The following is a 15252-nucleotide window of genomic DNA, read 5'->3' as shown; positions in this document are numbered from 1 at the left end:
CCTCCCGCCTGTCGAATTCATTTTTATTAAGCATAATTGTTTTAGGTAGGGATGATGATTATCACTCTACTCAATTAGTGCCACCACGCCATGCCTTGTACCGTTGCAGTCGCGACAACGATATAGCGTAGCGCTTTACCAAGGCATAAAAAAAAGATTACCGGTCCCCAGCTCATGCGTAATAAGCCGGCTAACAGGCACAGCAGATCGCCAATTAAAGGCATCCAACTGAGTAATAATGTTGCCGGGCCGAAACGAACCAGCCAGGCAGTTGCTTTTCCTTGCCAACGCGATTGTTCTCGCAGTGGAAAAAAACGTCCCAGAATAACGTTAGTTAAGCCACCAAGGCTATTACCCATTGTTGCTATTAAAATGAGTAACCAGGTTGGCCCGGAACCTGCAACTAATAGCGCAACCAGGACTGCTTCTGAACTTCCCGGGAGCAAAGTTGCGCTAAGAAAACTACTCGTAAACAGTGATAAGAATGATAGCGTTTCACTCACAGCAAACGCACATCCACACCATCCATTCCAGCTGCACGAGCGGCTTCCAAGCCAAAATCTGCATCTTCAAACACCACACATTTATTCGCTGCCACACCCATTAATTCGGCGCACAGCAAAAATGTGTCGGGAGCAGGTTTGTGGTTTTTAACATGATCAGCCGCGACAACGGCTGAAAAATACTGGCGCAATCCCAGGTGGTTGAGCAGCGCTTCGGCGATATCGCTTTCACTGCCGGTACCTACAGCCATAGGACGACGCCCATGCCAGGACTTAACGACTTCAATGAGAGGAAGAGGACGCACAGTATCAAGAAGCATAGCCCTTACGGCCTGCGTCTTTTCCTTCGCCAGATGGTGAGGGTCCAGGTCTGCATGATTGAGTTCGATAATCGCCTGCGCAATCCGCCAGGTGGGGGAGCCATTCAACGCAACCATTGCATTTTCGTCGAACTGCATGCCATAACCCGCCAGCGTCTCACGCCACGCCTTACGATGTGTTGGTTCGGTATCGAGGATGGTTCCGTCCATATCGAAAATCAGACCGTCGTAACGTTCGTACATCTCATCCCTCACATCGCTCAATATTGAGGGGTTACTTTAGCGTAAACCAATAATATTGTCGCTTATTGTAATCGAGATAGTTAAGAAGGTGATTTATTGGTATGTAGGGTGTTACAGGAGAGTTTAAGTGTTGCTTTAGGGAGAATACATTGGGGAAGAAGATGGTGCACCCAGGAAGATTCGAACTTCCGACCGCTCGGTTCGTAGCCGAGTACTCTATCCAGCTGAGCTATGGGTGCATCGGGATATTGCTTTACTGCGGTTCTCGTGAATATCGTTAAGACAATCAGAGAAAGTATGGTGCATCCGGGAGGATTCGAACCTCCGACCGCTCGGTTCGTAGCCGAGTACTCTATCCAGCTGAGCTACGGATGCATCGGGATATTGCTTTACTGCGGTTCTCTTGAATATCGATAAGATAATCAGAGAAAATATGGTGCATCCGGGAGGATTCGAACCTCCGACCGCTCGGTTCGTAGCCGAGTACTCTATCCAGCTGAGCTACGGATGCATCGGGTGTACTGCTTTTACTGCTGATTTAATGTCACTCAACTAGACCGCAACATTAATTAAGATGGTGCATCCGGGAGGATTCGAACCTCCGACCGCTCGGTTCGTAGCCGAGTACTCTATCCAGCTGAGCTACGGATGCAAAATGGCGGTGAGGCGGGGATTCGAACCCCGGATGCAGCTTTTGACCGCATACTCCCTTAGCAGGGGAGCGCCTTCAGCCTCTCGGCCACCTCACCACACGCCTCTTTCGAGTGCTTCAAGTTACTCGTTAGAGCTTCTCGTCGCTGCGTGGCGCACATATTACTTTCTGGCACTTATAAGTCAAACAATTTTTCCCAACTAATTTCCAATTGCACACTTCACGCACAATTCGGGCGAATTGACCGCAAAAAGAGTGTTTTATCAACAGACAAGATAGGGCTCATACGGATAAGTAAGCATTACGGCTGAATAAGAAATGACGGTTTTGACAGAAGATAAGGGAGGTATTGACAGAAGATAAGGGAGGTATTGCGAGGTAAAGCGAAGAAAATGGTGCGCTAAAGGAAGCGTCTCGCTAGTAGATAGCGAGACGCAGTAACTTTAGTAACTCGTTTGTTGCGATTTTTCAGCCTGGATACGTTGGTAGATCTCTTCACGGTGTACAGAAACTTCCTTCGGGGCGTTAACACCAATACGAACTTGGTTACCTTTTACCCCAAGTACTGTCACGGTCACCTCATCCCCAATCATGAGGGTCTCACCAACTCGACGAGTTAGAATCAGCATTCTTTGCTCCTTGAAAGATTAAAAGAGTCGGGTCTCTCTGTATCCCGGCGTTCTCCATCATATACGACAAAAAGTAAGTAGCTACAAACACATAAAGTGTCACTAACCACAACATTACATTCTGTTATGAATAAGTCTAGCCGATATACGCAACTTTAACCTGACTTTATCATTATTGAGTGTGTGCAGATTAACAAGGCGCCCTAACCTGAATGCGTTATAGCGCCTATCTGCACTTTATTTTTTTACTTAGAGCTTAGCCGAGACCCAAGCTTCAATACCGGCCAGTGCGCCCGGCAATGCTGCAGCATCCGTACCACCCGCCTGAGCCATATCTGGACGACCGCCTCCTTTGCCACCGACTTGCTGAGCGATAACACCAATCAGTTCTCCCGCCTTCACGCGGTCGGTCACATCTTTAGAGACACCTGCAATCAGAGAAACCTTACCTTCTGATACAGTCGCCAGAACGATAATTGCCGAACCGAGCTGATTTTTCAGGTCATCGACCATAGTACGCAGCATCTTCGGTTCAACGTTGGCGAGTTCACTCACGAGGAGTTTAACGCCTTTCACATCGACAGCTTTGCTGGAAAGGTTTGCACTCTCCTGCACTGCCTGCTGTTCTTTCAACTGCTGCAACTCTTTTTCGAGCTGACGAGTACGTTCCAGAACCGAACGCACTTTCTCATTCAGATTCTGGCTGTCGCCTTTGAGCAGTTGAGCAATATCCTGAAGCTGTTCACTCTGAGCATGCAGATTTGCCAGCGCACCTTCGCCAGTAACGGCTTCAATACGACGCACACCCGCAGCTGTACCGGATTCTGCAACGATACGGAACAGGCCGATATCGCCAGTGCGGCTCGCGTGGATACCACCACACAATTCGGTAGAGAAATCACCCATGCTCAGAACTCGCACGTGGTCATCATATTTCTCACCAAACAGCGCCATTGCGCCTTTAGCTTTAGCCGATTCCAAATCCATTACATTGGTTTCGATAGGCAAATTGCGACGAATCTGGGCGTTGACGATATCTTCAACTGCGCGAATTTCAGTCGGTTTCATGCCTTCAAAATGCGAGAAGTCGAAACGCAGGCCTTTGTCGTTAACCAGAGAGCCTTTCTGCGCAACATGCGTACCCAGAACCTGGCGCAGTGCGGCATGCAGCAAGTGAGTGGCGGAGTGGTTCAGACGAATGCGTGAACGACGCGCTTCATCAACTTCAGCTTTTACGCTGTCGCCCACTTTCACAACACCCGAGACGACTTTGCCCAGATGACCGATTGCCTGGCCATATTTCTGCGTATCGCTCACGGCAAAGTCCACACCGTTACCTTTGATTGCGCCTTTGTCACCAACCTGGCCACCGGATTCTGCATAGAATGGTGTTTCATTGAGCACCACAACAGCGTCCTGGCCCGCAGCCACTTGCTCAACGGCTTTACCATCAACAAACAGTGCGGTGACTTTGGCGTTCAAATCAGTGTGATCATAACCTTTGAAAGCGGTAGCTGAGTCTACTCGGATCATGCTGTTGTAGTCAGCGCCAAAACCGCTGGACTCACGTGCACGACGGCGTTGTTCTTCCATCGCAGCTTCAAAACCAGACTCGTCTACTTTCAGGTTGCGCTCACGGCAAACATCAGCAGTCAGATCAACCGGGAAACCGTAAGTGTCGTACAGACGGAAAGCCGTTTCGCCGTCCAGCGTATCGCCCTTCAGTTTCGCAAGTTCTTCATCCAACAGAGCTAAACCACGCTCCAGCGTGCGAGCAAACTGTTCTTCTTCAGTTTTCAGAACCTGTTCAACCAGTGCTTGCTGACGTTGCAGCTCTTCACCCGCCGCACCCATGACTTCTACCAATGGGCCAACAAGTTTGTAGAAGAAGGTTTCTTTCGCACCCAGCATATTGCCATGGCGAATTGCACGACGAATGATACGGCGCAGCACGTAGCCACGACCTTCATTGGACGGTGTAACGCCATCAGCAACCAGGAATGCGCAAGAACGAATATGGTCAGCGATGACACGCAGCGATTTGCTGGTCAGATCGGTTGCGCCAGTTACTTTGGCAACAGACTTAATCAGTTGGCTGAACAGATCGATTTCGTAGTTGGAGTTAACGTGCTGCAGAACCGCTGCAATGCGCTCCAGACCCATACCAGTATCAACAGACGGCTTAGGCAATGGCAACATGGTGCCATCTTGCTGACGGTTGAACTGCATGAATACGATATTCCAGATTTCGATATAACGGTCACCATCTTCTTCAGCGCTACCCGGAGGGCCGCCCCAAATATGGTCGCCATGATCGAAGAATATTTCGGTGCATGGGCCGCATGGGCCAGTGTCACCCATCTGCCAGAAGTTATCAGATGCGTAAGCTGCACCTTTGTTATCACCGATGCGAATAATACGTTCGCGCGGGACACCAACTTCTTTTTCCCAGATTTCAAACGCTTCGTCGTCAGTCTCGTAAACCGTGACCCACAAACGATCTTTTGGCAGGTTAAACCACTGTTCGCCGGTCAATAATTCCCATGCGAAGTTGATGGCATCGTGTTTGAAATAGTCACCGAAGCTGAAGTTACCCAGCATTTCAAAGAAAGTGTGGTGACGTGCAGTGTAACCGACGTTCTCCAGATCGTTGTGTTTACCACCGGCGCGGACACAACGTTGAGACGTTGTTGCACGGGAATAGTTACGCTTGTCGAGACCAAGGAATACATCCTTGAATTGGTTCATCCCGGCATTGGTAAACAGCAAAGTAGGATCGTTATTCGGAACCAGGGAGCTGCTCGCTACAACCTGGTGACCTTTACTATGGAAAAAATCGAGAAACGCCTGACGGATCTCAGCGGTGCTCTTGCTCATAATTATCCTGAAATCAAGCTAACGAGGAGTTGCAAACCTGACATAGCCAATTTTGATACTTTGGCCTTGACCTGTTTACCTGGAAAAAGTGGGAATAAGATAAGTTTTCTTATCAGGGAAGTAAAATTTCTCTTGTGCCTAATCGGTAAAATTTCAGGGGTTGCCCCGTATATACCCTAAATAACTGGAGTTGCATCACTAAAACGCCAAAGGTGTTTTAGAACAGCGCTTGCGCTCGCCCCAACGCAGAGGCAGCTTCAAGTATGACGGGTATAAACGCTTTGGATATCTTCCATAAAGAACCCACGATACAGCAGGAAACGTTGCACTTTGGCTCGTTCTTTCCATTCCGTAGGAAGTTGCTCGCCAAATTTACGCTCGGCGATTTCTCGAGCCATCTCTTGCCAGTCTATTTCACAATTGAACATTGCGGTTTCACACGTATCGCGAGCAATACCTTTGCTCTGTAATTCCTGGCGGATACGCTGTGGGCCATATCCTTTACGGGCACGGCTTGCAATGAAGCGTGATGCAAACTGAGCATCGTCCAGCCAGTTGTGTTCATAACACCAGGCAATAACTTTTTCGATGTCTTCTGCCGTAAAAGGCTCTTCATCAACTTTGGCTTTTCCTGGGAAAGCAGGCTGAGCCACAAGTTTCCGACGGAGTTCTTGTTCGCTGTGATCGCGCATCGCGAGTATACGCGTGGCTTTGTCTAACAAGCGGGAGTAAGGACTGCGACGAGGAGTAGAATCAGGCATAGCAGATAACCTGTTTGAAAGAAAAATGGGGTAGCGCAGATATACGTACAAACAATATAAACAAGGGCTGCCGTGGCAGCCCTTGTTGGGATTTAGAAGTCTTCGTTGGTTTCTGCGACGTCTTTGTCGTGGTCGTCAACGACGAAATCTGGTGTACCGTCCTGATTGTTCAGCAGCATCTCGCGGAGTTTCTTCTCGATTTCCACGGACATTGGCTTGTTCTCTTTCAGGAAGTTACTGGCATTTGATTTGCCCTGACCAATCTTCTCACCGTTGTAACTGTACCAGGCACCCGCTTTTTCAATCAGCTTGTGTTTCACGCCCAAATCAACCAGCTCACCGTAGAAGTTGATACCTTCGCCGTACATAATCTGGAATTCAGCTTGTTTAAACGGTGCAGCAATTTTGTTTTTGACCACTTTAACGCGGGTTTCACTACCCACCACGTTGTCGCCATCTTTAACCGCACCGATACGGCGGATATCAAGGCGGACAGAAGCGTAGAACTTCAGTGCGTTACCACCAGTAGTGGTTTCCGGGTTACCGAACATCACACCAATTTTCATACGAATCTGGTTAATGAAGATCAACAGCGTGTTCGACTGCTTGAGGTTACCTGCCAGTTTACGCATTGCCTGGCTCATCATACGTGCCGCAAGGCCCATATGAGAGTCACCGATTTCGCCTTCAATTTCAGCTTTCGGTGTCAGAGCGGCAACGGAGTCAACCACGATAACGTCAACGGCACCAGAACGTGCCAGCGCATCACAGATTTCCAGAGCTTGCTCGCCAGTATCAGGCTGGGAACACAGCAGGTTGTCGATATCGACGCCCAATTTTTTAGCGTAAATCGGATCCAGAGCATGCTCGGCATCGATAAACGCACATGTTTTACCTTCACGTTGAGCGGCGGCGATAACTTGCAAAGTCAGCGTCGTTTTACCAGAAGATTCTGGTCCGTAGATTTCAACGATACGCCCCATTGGTAAGCCGCCGGCTCCCAGAGCAATATCCAGTGAAAGTGAACCGGTAGAGATCGTTTCCACATCCATGGTACGGTCTTCACCCAGACGCATGATGGAGCCTTTACCGAATTGTTTTTCAATTTGGCCAAGTGCTGCCGCTAACGCCTTCTGTTTGTTTTCGTCGATAGCCATTTTTACTCCTGTCATGCAGGGTGATACACGAGTGCGCCACGCTGCTTACTATGCTGTTTTGTTGTGCCAATTATACTGTATGGTCATACAGTATCAAGCTTATTTTTGAGAAATTCTTCCCACAGGGTGTGCAGCGCATATTCAGTGGCCTGACGGCGTACAGCATCACGGTCACCGGCAAAAAGCTGATGGCGAACGACAGTGCCTTCAAGCTTATAACTGAATCCAAACCACACGGTGCCAACCGGTTTTTCTTCACTGCCGCCATTTGGCCCCGCGATACCACTCACCGCAATCGCGTAATCTGCAGAAGCCGCATGTAACGCACCTTGCGCCATTTCACGCACGACGGCTTCACTCACCGCACCGTAGGTTTCTAGCGTGCCGCTATCAACACCAATCATTTGGTGCTTAGCCTCATTACTGTAGGTAACAAAGCCGCGTTCAAACCAGGCGGAGCTACCTGAAATATCCGTAATCACCTTTGCAATCCAGCCACCGGTGCAAGATTCCGCCGTCGTGACGGTGGCACCAAGCTGCCCAAGCGCTTCACCTATCTGGTGGCTTAATTGACGCAATGTTTTCTCTGTCATATTGGCTCCGATTGTAGACATATCGCAGGGTGACACGATAGCACTTAACGACACTTTCAGAGGATTACATTAGATAACGCGAGGCGGTTCCAGAGAATTGAACGGCCAGCGAATGCTGGCCGGCAAGATCATTTCATGCTGTTGGCGATAGCTTCCACATTATGTTTAAAAGCCATTTCGTAGGTGCTGGCCGGGCCATTCGCGTCGGATAGCGCCTCTGGGTACAACTCCCCACCCGGTTGTGCGCCACTGGCTGTCGCGATTTGTTTTACCAGCCGAGGGTCTGTCTGGTTCTCAATGAAGTAAGTTTTGATGTGCTGATTTTTGAGCTGTTTAATGAGCCCTGCAACATCGCTGGCATTCGCTTCAGCTTCCGTCGAGAAACCCACAGGCGCCAGGAAAGTCACACCATATTGTTGGCCGAAATAACCAAATGCATCATGGCTGGTAAGCACTTTACGATGCGATTTGGGAATAGATTCAAAACGTGTTTTTGCCCAGCTATCCAATAATTTCAGGCGCGTGGCATATTCGGTGCCACTTTCGCTGATTGCCGTAGCATCTTGTGGGTCAGCAGCCATCAGCGCTTTCATGATGTTGTTCGCGTAGACCGCACCATTTTCAGCACTGTTCCAGGCATGCGGGTCAGTAATTTGTTTCCCCTCTTCGAGCATGCTGCGCGTGGAGATACCCTCAGAGGCAACAATAATTTTGCCTTTATAGCCTGATGCACTGACCAGTCGGTCCATCCACCCTTCCATTCCCAACCCGCTGACGATAACCACATCAGCCTGACTTAAAGCCACGCTGTCTTGCGGCGATGGCTCGAAGCTATGTGGATCGCCGTTTGGCCCCACCAGGCTTTTTACCGTGACATGCTCACCGCCGACTTGTTTGGCCATATCGGCGAGCACCGTGAAACTTGTCACCACATTGAGGTTCTTCGCTAATGCCGCCTGGCTGGAACAAGCCAGCACCAATGACATCATCATCCCAAAACGTTTCATTTAATCCCCTTGCTTGTTGTTATCCAGCCTCGACAAAGGCTTCGAGCCAGCCCGCTGCGCGAACCGAAAATTATTGAGATAAAGAAGCCAACGCTCGCCGTCAGAACAATAGCAGGCCCTGCGGGTAGCGCGGCTGCAAAGGACCATGCCAGCCCAACCCATGCCGACAACAAACCACAGGCAACCGCGATGAATATCGCGCCGGGCAGCGTTTTCGCCCAGCAGCGCGCTGACACCGCCGGTAACATCATCAGTCCGACAGACATCAACGTACCAAGAATTTGAAATCCAGCGACAAGGTTAAGCACCAGCAGCGCGAGAAACACGCCGTGAATAAGGTGTGGAGCGAAGCGGTTATTGACCTGCAAAAAGCTGCGGTCGAAGGTTTCCATCACCAGTCCGCGATAAAAAGCCGCCAGAATGAGTAACGTCACGCTGGCAATCACGCCGACAAAGATCGTTGCCTGACCATCGACAGCCAGGATTGAGCCAAATAAAAGGTGCAGCAGGTCAACACTGGAACCACGGAGCGAAATGAGCGTGACGCCTAACGCCAGCGAGCCAAGATAAAATCCCGCGAAACTGGCATCTTCTTTAAGTTGGGTCCGAGAGCTCACCAGTCCGGAAATTAACGCAACCAGCACACCCGCGACAAAGCCGCCGATACCCATCGCAACCAGCGACATTCCCGCCAATAAATAGCCCACTGCCACGCCAGGTAGGATTGCGTGGGAAAGCGCATCGCCAACCAGGCTCATACGTCTTAGCAGCAAAAAGATCCCCAGCGGAGCGGTACTCAGTGAGAGTGCCAGGCATGCGACAAGCGCACGGCGCATAAAACCGTAATTGATAAACGGCTCAAAGAAGAAGTGATAAATCATGCAGATAACACCAGATGAGTACCAAATTGCGAATAGCGAGGTAACACTTCAGTAGTCTTTCCCCAATGGAAATGATCTTTCGCGAGCAATAACACCTGTGGGAAATGCCTGCTGACGCGCTCGTTATCATGCAGCACTGCCAGGACCGTTTGGCCTGTCTGATGCATTTGGCAGATTAGCGACATCAGGAAATTGCTGGTTTGCGAGTCGACTCCGGTAAAGGGCTCATCAAGTAGAACTAACGGCGCGTTTTGCACCAGTAAACGTGCGAACAGCATTCTCTGAAACTGGCCACCAGAAAGCATTTCAATAGGCTGTTTACTGTAGGCGCTCAAACCCACTCGTTCGATGGCATCAGCTATCCGCAGGCGGTTTTGACGATTCAAGGCTGAAAACAGATTGCGGGCCGGCCACGCCCCCATACACACCACATCGTAAACAGTGGCAGGAAACTGTCTTTCCATTTCAGCAAGTTGTGGCAACCAGGCAATACGCGGGACGTTACCGTCGGTAAACCGCAATTGCCCCGACACCGGTGCCTGTAATTTCAGCAGCGTTTTGAGTAACGTCGACTTCCCTGTACCGTTCGCGCCAATAACGGCGGTCATACTGCCTTTCGTAATCTGGCCTGTCAGGGCCGGTGTCACCGCCCTTCCCTGATATCCCAACACCAATTGATTTAGCGTAATCATGCCAGTGCAATCGCCCAACGAATGGCCAGCCATAAACCGGCGAGCAGGATTAAGACGGCGCAAAACCGAACGGGCGCAGCCACCGTTAAAAGTGTCCGTAAAGGGAGCATTGCGGGGGAAAACCTTTAATATGATTTGTTATAACATAACATAAATTAAAATGAAGACGATGTAAATTCCTGATCGACGATCAGGAAAAACCTTCATGAGAATTGCAGAGGAAAGCAAACCCCGCCTCAGAACAAGGCGGGGAAAAGACTACTGTACGCGTGCCAGCGCTACCGCCTGACCTAACTGCCAGACCGCCATCGCATAATGCGTGCTGTGGTTGTAACGGGTAATGGTGTAAAAGTTCGGTAAACCGTACCAGTATTGATAACGATCGCCCATATCCAGGCGCAGCAAACTGGCTTCCTGATGGTTCCCCAGAGAAGCGGTCGGGCTTAAGCCTGATTCCGCCAGCGCGGAAACAGAGTACTTAGTCTTAAAGCCGTTTGCTAATCCCGGCACCTGGCCGTTAGCAGGCACAGCAACCAAATCACCTTTCACCCAACCATGGCCTTTGAAATAATTTGCCACGCTGCCAATCGCGTCTTCGGGATCCCACAAATTCACATGACCGTCGCCGTTGAAATCAACCGCGTATTCCTTGAATGCCGTAGGCATAAACTGACCGTAACCCATAGCCCCAGCAAAAGATCCTTTCAGCGCCAGCGGATCGTCACCTTCTTTGCGCGCCATCAGCAGGAAGGTTTCCAGTTCGCCAGAGAAGTATTGAGCACGGCGCGGATATGCGAAGGATAATGTCGCCAGGGCATCGATGATGCGTGTTTTGCCCATTACGCGACCCCAGCGAGTTTCCACGCCAATAATCCCAACAATGATTTCTGGAGGAACGCCGTAAACCTGGAAAGCACGTTTCAACGCATCATCATATTGGTTCCAGAACGCGACACCATTTTGCACATTATCTGGCGTGATAAATTTGCCACGATAGCGTAACCATGCGCCATTCGGGCCCGGAGGCGGCGCAGTAGTCGGTGCCTGTTGGTCCATTAAACGCAGCACATAATCCAACCTTTTGGCTTGAGACAGCACCTCATGCAATTGTTGACGGTCAAAACCATGCTCACTCACCATTTTATTGATGAATTTCTCAGCTTCAGGATTATTGGCAAAATCCCCCGTCTGCATAAACACATCATGCTGTGGCTGCAACAAGAAACCACCCGAAGGCGTGCCTGTCTGCTGTTGCTGAGTTTCAGTTTTCGGCTTACTGCTACACGCGGCAAGTAAAACAACAAGTGGAAGTAACGCGGCGGAGTAACGCATGTGTTGGGATGTCCATATGACTGACGACGAATGAGTATTCCTTATGGTAAATCAAATTTGTGCTTCTGAAAAAGAAGTCTGTTCTGCGGAAGGTTATCTGTGCATGTGATGACAAAGACTGGCAAGGCAGCCATAAACGCAAGCCATTAAATCTATGATTAAAAATGGAGGGTTTGCCGATGATGGCGGCGTTTCCCCCTCCCAAAATGCTATCGCGACAGGTTTCTGCATACCGGCCACAAACGGAGGCCGGCATGTTAGTTAGCCAAATATATTAAAATATGCACTGATAATTGAAACGACAATAATGCCGATAAGGATCCGCGAGATTCGCATATTCTTGCCCAGCAAATAATACATAACACCGAAAGCAGCCATTGGTAGCAGACAAGGCATAATATCATTCAGGATATTTTGCAAAGGAACGGCATATTCTCCCTCGCCGATAACAAACGGAACCTTCAATGAAACCATTGTGGCCGTCATTCCTCCAATGACCATCAAGCCTAAAATGGCTGCTCCATAAGTAATTTTTTGCATCATTCCGGTTTCTTCTACTTTTTTGAAGAAATCAGCCCCCAGCCGATATCCTCCGATCAGGCAGAAATAGCGAATGAAATAATGAGGAACGTTAAACACCAGTAAAAAAAGTAAAGGCCCAAGAATATTACCTGATGAAGCCAACGAAATGCCTAATCCAGCAGCAATGATTCGCAGCGTTCCCCAGAAGAAAGAGTCACCAATGCCTGCCAATGGCCCCATCAGCGAAGCTTTTACAGCATTGATGGAGTTAGCATCGAAATCATCGTCAAGCATACGCCTTTCTTCCATCGCTGAAGATATTCCCAAAGGCAGCGTAGACAGATGTGGCGTGGTATTAAAGAATTCCAAATGTCTGACCAATGCATCAGAGATCTCTTTATCCGTTTTGCACGTTTTACGAATAATGGGCACCATGGCAAAGGTATATCCCATGTGCATCATGCGTTCGTAATTCCAGGAGGATTCCATGGTCAATGAACGGAAATAGACTTTCCACAAATCTTTTTTAGTTATGGTGCTATCAGAATTCGTTGTCATCGACGATCTCCTGTTTTTTGGATGAACTATTAACGAGTACAATCGCGAGGAATAAACCAAACAGCGCAATGCCCACCAGAGGCAGCTTTAAATATGCAGCCAACAAGAAACCAAAGAAAAAGAATGGGAACACTTTTTTATTGATGATCATTCTGGCCAGCATGGCAAAGCCCAGAGCCGGAAGAATACCCGTGGCAATGGTCATCCCCGTCAAAATGGTTTCTGGGATCGCGTCCAGTATTGCGCTGACTACCGGCGTGCCGACATAAAAAGCAAATCCGACGAGAATGGCAAAAGGAACCGAACAGGCAAGCGTCGAATAAATATGCATCCTGACTACGCCACTAATATTGGCTTGCAATGCATGTTTGTCTGCCTGACGACAAAATATAGGCAGCACAAAGATATACACCGCATTTTGTAATACCAGTACCAAAGTGGCGATTGGCACCGCTAACGCCACGGCAGTGGCTACATTTTGCCCCGAGGCAATAGCAAATGCCGTACCCAAAATACCACCCGAGGTGACATCAGGCGGATTGGAAGCACCAATCTGGAAAGCACCCAGTAGCACCAGCTCAATTGCCGCACCAATCATGATCCCTTTAGTCACATCCCCCATAATCAGACCGACTAAAGGCCCCATGACTATTGGTCGCCTGAGCATCGCCGTACCAAAAATCGAATCCAGGTAACCCACGCATGACAACCCTCCGAGCAAGAAAGACTGCATCAAAAGACTCATATACGTTATCTCATCCCAGTAAGGTAATTGCTTTTAACCTGGCATCATTCGGCACTTGCCGAATTTCCAGCTCAACATTTTTTTGATCCAGAGTTCTTAATTCAGCCACATCTGTTTCAGTCACAAATATTGCTTTAGATATCTGACGCGCTCCCGGAATAGACTTAATTCCTCCCAGATTAATACTGGTTACCTTGTCACTCGCCATTGCCAGACGATAAGCATCATGAATAGAAGCCACAACGATAAACAGGTTATATTTCTCGGTCACCCCACTGTTTAGTGCGGTAATAGAGTCCTGAATGTTTTTTATCACCAGTTTCACGTTATTGGGCCGAGCCAATTTCATCGCGGTCATTTTTAATTCATCGCTGATGATTTCGTCATTGGCAATTAAGATACAATCAGCTTGCAAAGAGGCTGTCCAGGCAAAAGCCACCTGACCGTGTAATAAACGATGATCGACTCGTAATAATTTAATCATGCTTGTTTAACCTTCATCATAATTTGTTTTACATGTTCTGCGCATACATCCCCGCTATCTTTAAAAGTATCTTTAAAGTAGCTACCCACCACAGCACCAGAACTTAATTTGAGCTTTTGCTGGCAGTTATCCGCCGTTACGCCGGCACCAATAATCAACGGGAAATCTCCCATAATGGCGCGGAATGCCTCTATTTTACTTTCGTCTGTTTCTTGTCCTGTGGCATCACCGGTGACGACTATTGCATCGCAACGTTGCATTCCCAACTGCAAGTCTTCTTCGAGGCTGCGGCCAGATTTATAAGGCTGATATTTGAAGCGCACACCACCAAATACAGCGATATCGGAATTTTTGCGATTCTCGGCTATAAATTCGGCAAACGCGACATCATCTTCCGGTGTTAAATGCCCGGCGACTGAGTCAAGTTGAATAAAACTGGCATGGTATTTTTTTGCCAGTTCGAACCCTTGACGGTCATCATCCAGTAAATTAACACCATAAATAATATCTACCGCATGACTGTCGAGATATTGTAATACACGTTCAACTTGCTCTGGCGAACCGAAATAATTCTCAACAATAACGGCATTTACACCATTTTCACGGTAGATTTCAATTTCGCGAAGGGCTCGTTCAAAAACTTCCTGATCGTTATCACCTTTCAAATGCAGCATTGCGAGGATTAATTTTTCATCACCAAACATGGTCTGTATTTTATTGTTCATAACACCCTCCTGTTCTAGAAATCATCTACTTTCTGGTTATTATTCAACATCGTATCGTTATAATATTGAATAGTTTCCTTCGCATCCTGAAGTGCAATTCTTATCAATTCAGCAGTATCATTAATATCCGGACTTTCGAGAATCAATGAAATCAGCAGTGGCAAATTAAGTCCGGTAACTAAGTGCAAACGAGGATCATTTAAATAGGTGATAAATTCATTATTTACACTGCCTTTGGAAATGTCAGTGATAACAACAACCTCATCGTGACAACCCAAACTAGCGAAATATTGTTGCACCCCGAGCTTTAAATCCGGCACATCATCGGTGTAAGCACATAGAGTAGAAATATGTTCATTTTTCCCAACGACCATTTCTAACGAGTCTCTGATTCCATCAGCAAACCGGCCATGGCTGGCAAATAAAAACTTACGCATCTAGGCTCACTCTCCTTATTGTTAGTGGCTGTATCACCGTCGTTTAATGGTTGGTCTGGATGATAGAAAGCAGGAATCATGCCACTTAGTGTCAAACGAGTGGCAGCACAGAAGGGGATGGTGATAAATATTGA

General features: G+C 48.4%; 16 protein-coding genes and 5 tRNA genes. All 21 read right to left on the bottom strand.

The annotated features are described in order from the left end of the window. Positions 1 to 74 precede the first annotated feature (74 nt). The gene (locus tag OH773_RS04495; RefSeq protein WP_270143401.1) at positions 75 to 503 is read right to left on the bottom strand and encodes a YqaA family protein; all 429 of its coding nucleotides are present in this window, start codon (positions 501 to 503) and stop codon (positions 75 to 77) included. Next, positions 500 to 1066: a fructose-1-phosphate/6-phosphogluconate phosphatase gene (gene yqaB, locus OH773_RS04490; protein ID WP_270143399.1), complete on the bottom strand. Its 567-nt coding sequence runs from the start codon at positions 1064 to 1066 to the stop codon at positions 500 to 502. Before yqaB ends, OH773_RS04495 begins: the two co-directional genes overlap by 4 nt. Before the next feature lie 162 nt (positions 1067 to 1228). Beyond that, positions 1229 to 1305 (bottom strand) — tRNA-Arg (locus tag OH773_RS04485). Between the two features lie 59 nt (positions 1306 to 1364). Further along, positions 1365 to 1441, bottom strand: a tRNA-Arg gene (locus OH773_RS04480). A 59-nt stretch (positions 1442 to 1500) separates the two neighbouring features. Next, positions 1501 to 1577 (bottom strand) — tRNA-Arg (locus OH773_RS04475). Between the two features lie 64 nt (positions 1578 to 1641). After that, positions 1642 to 1718, bottom strand: a tRNA-Arg gene (locus tag OH773_RS04470). Between the two features lie 4 nt (positions 1719 to 1722). Further along, positions 1723 to 1815, bottom strand: a tRNA-Ser gene (locus OH773_RS04465). Positions 1816 to 2161: 346 nt separating this feature from the next. Then, complete coding sequence (csrA, locus tag OH773_RS04460) at positions 2162 to 2347, bottom strand: carbon storage regulator CsrA (protein ID WP_013574027.1); 186 nt, start codon at positions 2345 to 2347, stop codon at positions 2162 to 2164. A gap of 249 nt (positions 2348 to 2596) precedes the next feature. After that, on the bottom strand, positions 2597 to 5224 hold the full coding sequence (gene alaS, locus OH773_RS04455) for an alanine--tRNA ligase (protein WP_270143387.1): 2628 nt from the start codon (positions 5222 to 5224) through the stop codon (positions 2597 to 2599). A 257-nt stretch (positions 5225 to 5481) separates the two neighbouring features. Beyond that, complete coding sequence (locus tag OH773_RS04450) at positions 5482 to 5985, bottom strand: regulatory protein RecX (protein ID WP_270143385.1); 504 nt, start codon at positions 5983 to 5985, stop codon at positions 5482 to 5484. 92 nt (positions 5986 to 6077) lie between these two features. Continuing rightward, positions 6078 to 7142, bottom strand: a complete 1065-nt coding sequence (recA, locus tag OH773_RS04445; protein WP_183270408.1) for a recombinase RecA — start codon at positions 7140 to 7142, stop codon at positions 6078 to 6080. Positions 7143 to 7225: 83 nt separating this feature from the next. Further along, positions 7226 to 7735 (bottom strand): nicotinamide-nucleotide amidase, encoded by a 510-nt coding sequence (pncC, locus tag OH773_RS04440; RefSeq protein ID WP_270143382.1) that lies wholly within the window; start codon positions 7733 to 7735, stop codon positions 7226 to 7228. Positions 7736 to 7863: 128 nt separating this feature from the next. Beyond that, positions 7864 to 8742, bottom strand: coding sequence for a metal ABC transporter substrate-binding protein (locus OH773_RS04435; protein WP_270143380.1), 879 nt, complete (start codon positions 8740 to 8742; stop codon positions 7864 to 7866). After that, entirely contained in the window at positions 8739 to 9623 is an 885-nt protein-coding gene (locus OH773_RS04430) for a metal ABC transporter permease (protein WP_183270411.1), read from the bottom strand. The genes OH773_RS04435 and OH773_RS04430 overlap by 4 nt, the downstream gene beginning before the upstream one ends. Further along, positions 9620 to 10315: a metal ABC transporter ATP-binding protein gene (locus tag OH773_RS04425; protein ID WP_270143377.1), complete on the bottom strand. Its 696-nt coding sequence runs from the start codon at positions 10313 to 10315 to the stop codon at positions 9620 to 9622. Before OH773_RS04425 ends, OH773_RS04430 begins: the two co-directional genes overlap by 4 nt. A gap of 258 nt (positions 10316 to 10573) precedes the next feature. After that, on the bottom strand, positions 10574 to 11647 hold the full coding sequence (gene mltB / locus OH773_RS04420; protein ID WP_270143375.1) for a lytic murein transglycosylase B: 1074 nt from the start codon (positions 11645 to 11647) through the stop codon (positions 10574 to 10576). A 261-nt stretch (positions 11648 to 11908) separates the two neighbouring features. Next, positions 11909 to 12727 carry a PTS system mannose/fructose/sorbose family transporter subunit IID gene (locus tag OH773_RS04415; RefSeq protein ID WP_270143373.1) on the bottom strand — a complete coding sequence of 273 codons (819 nt, stop codon included), beginning with the start codon at positions 12725 to 12727 and terminating at the stop codon, positions 11909 to 11911. Next, the gene (locus tag OH773_RS04410; RefSeq protein WP_183270415.1) at positions 12711 to 13472 is read right to left on the bottom strand and encodes a PTS mannose/fructose/sorbose/N-acetylgalactosamine transporter subunit IIC; all 762 of its coding nucleotides are present in this window, start codon (positions 13470 to 13472) and stop codon (positions 12711 to 12713) included. Before OH773_RS04410 ends, OH773_RS04415 begins: the two co-directional genes overlap by 17 nt. A 10-nt stretch (positions 13473 to 13482) precedes the next feature. Continuing rightward, a complete protein-coding gene (locus OH773_RS04405) occupies positions 13483 to 13956 on the bottom strand; it encodes a PTS sugar transporter subunit IIB (protein ID WP_270143367.1) in 474 nt (157 codons plus the stop codon). Next, entirely contained in the window at positions 13953 to 14681 is a 729-nt protein-coding gene (locus OH773_RS04400) for a BtpA/SgcQ family protein (RefSeq protein ID WP_270143365.1), read from the bottom strand. The genes OH773_RS04405 and OH773_RS04400 overlap by 4 nt, the downstream gene beginning before the upstream one ends. A gap of 14 nt (positions 14682 to 14695) precedes the next feature. After that, the gene (locus tag OH773_RS04395) at positions 14696 to 15118 is read right to left on the bottom strand and encodes a PTS sugar transporter subunit IIA (protein ID WP_183270418.1); all 423 of its coding nucleotides are present in this window, start codon (positions 15116 to 15118) and stop codon (positions 14696 to 14698) included. Positions 15119 to 15252: the final 134 nt, after the last annotated feature.

It is taken from the genome of Buttiauxella sp. WJP83, from assembly GCF_027594725.1.
Classification (GTDB): domain Bacteria; phylum Pseudomonadota; class Gammaproteobacteria; order Enterobacterales; family Enterobacteriaceae; genus Buttiauxella; species Buttiauxella selenatireducens.
This window is presented reverse-complemented; position numbering and strand designations above follow the sequence as displayed.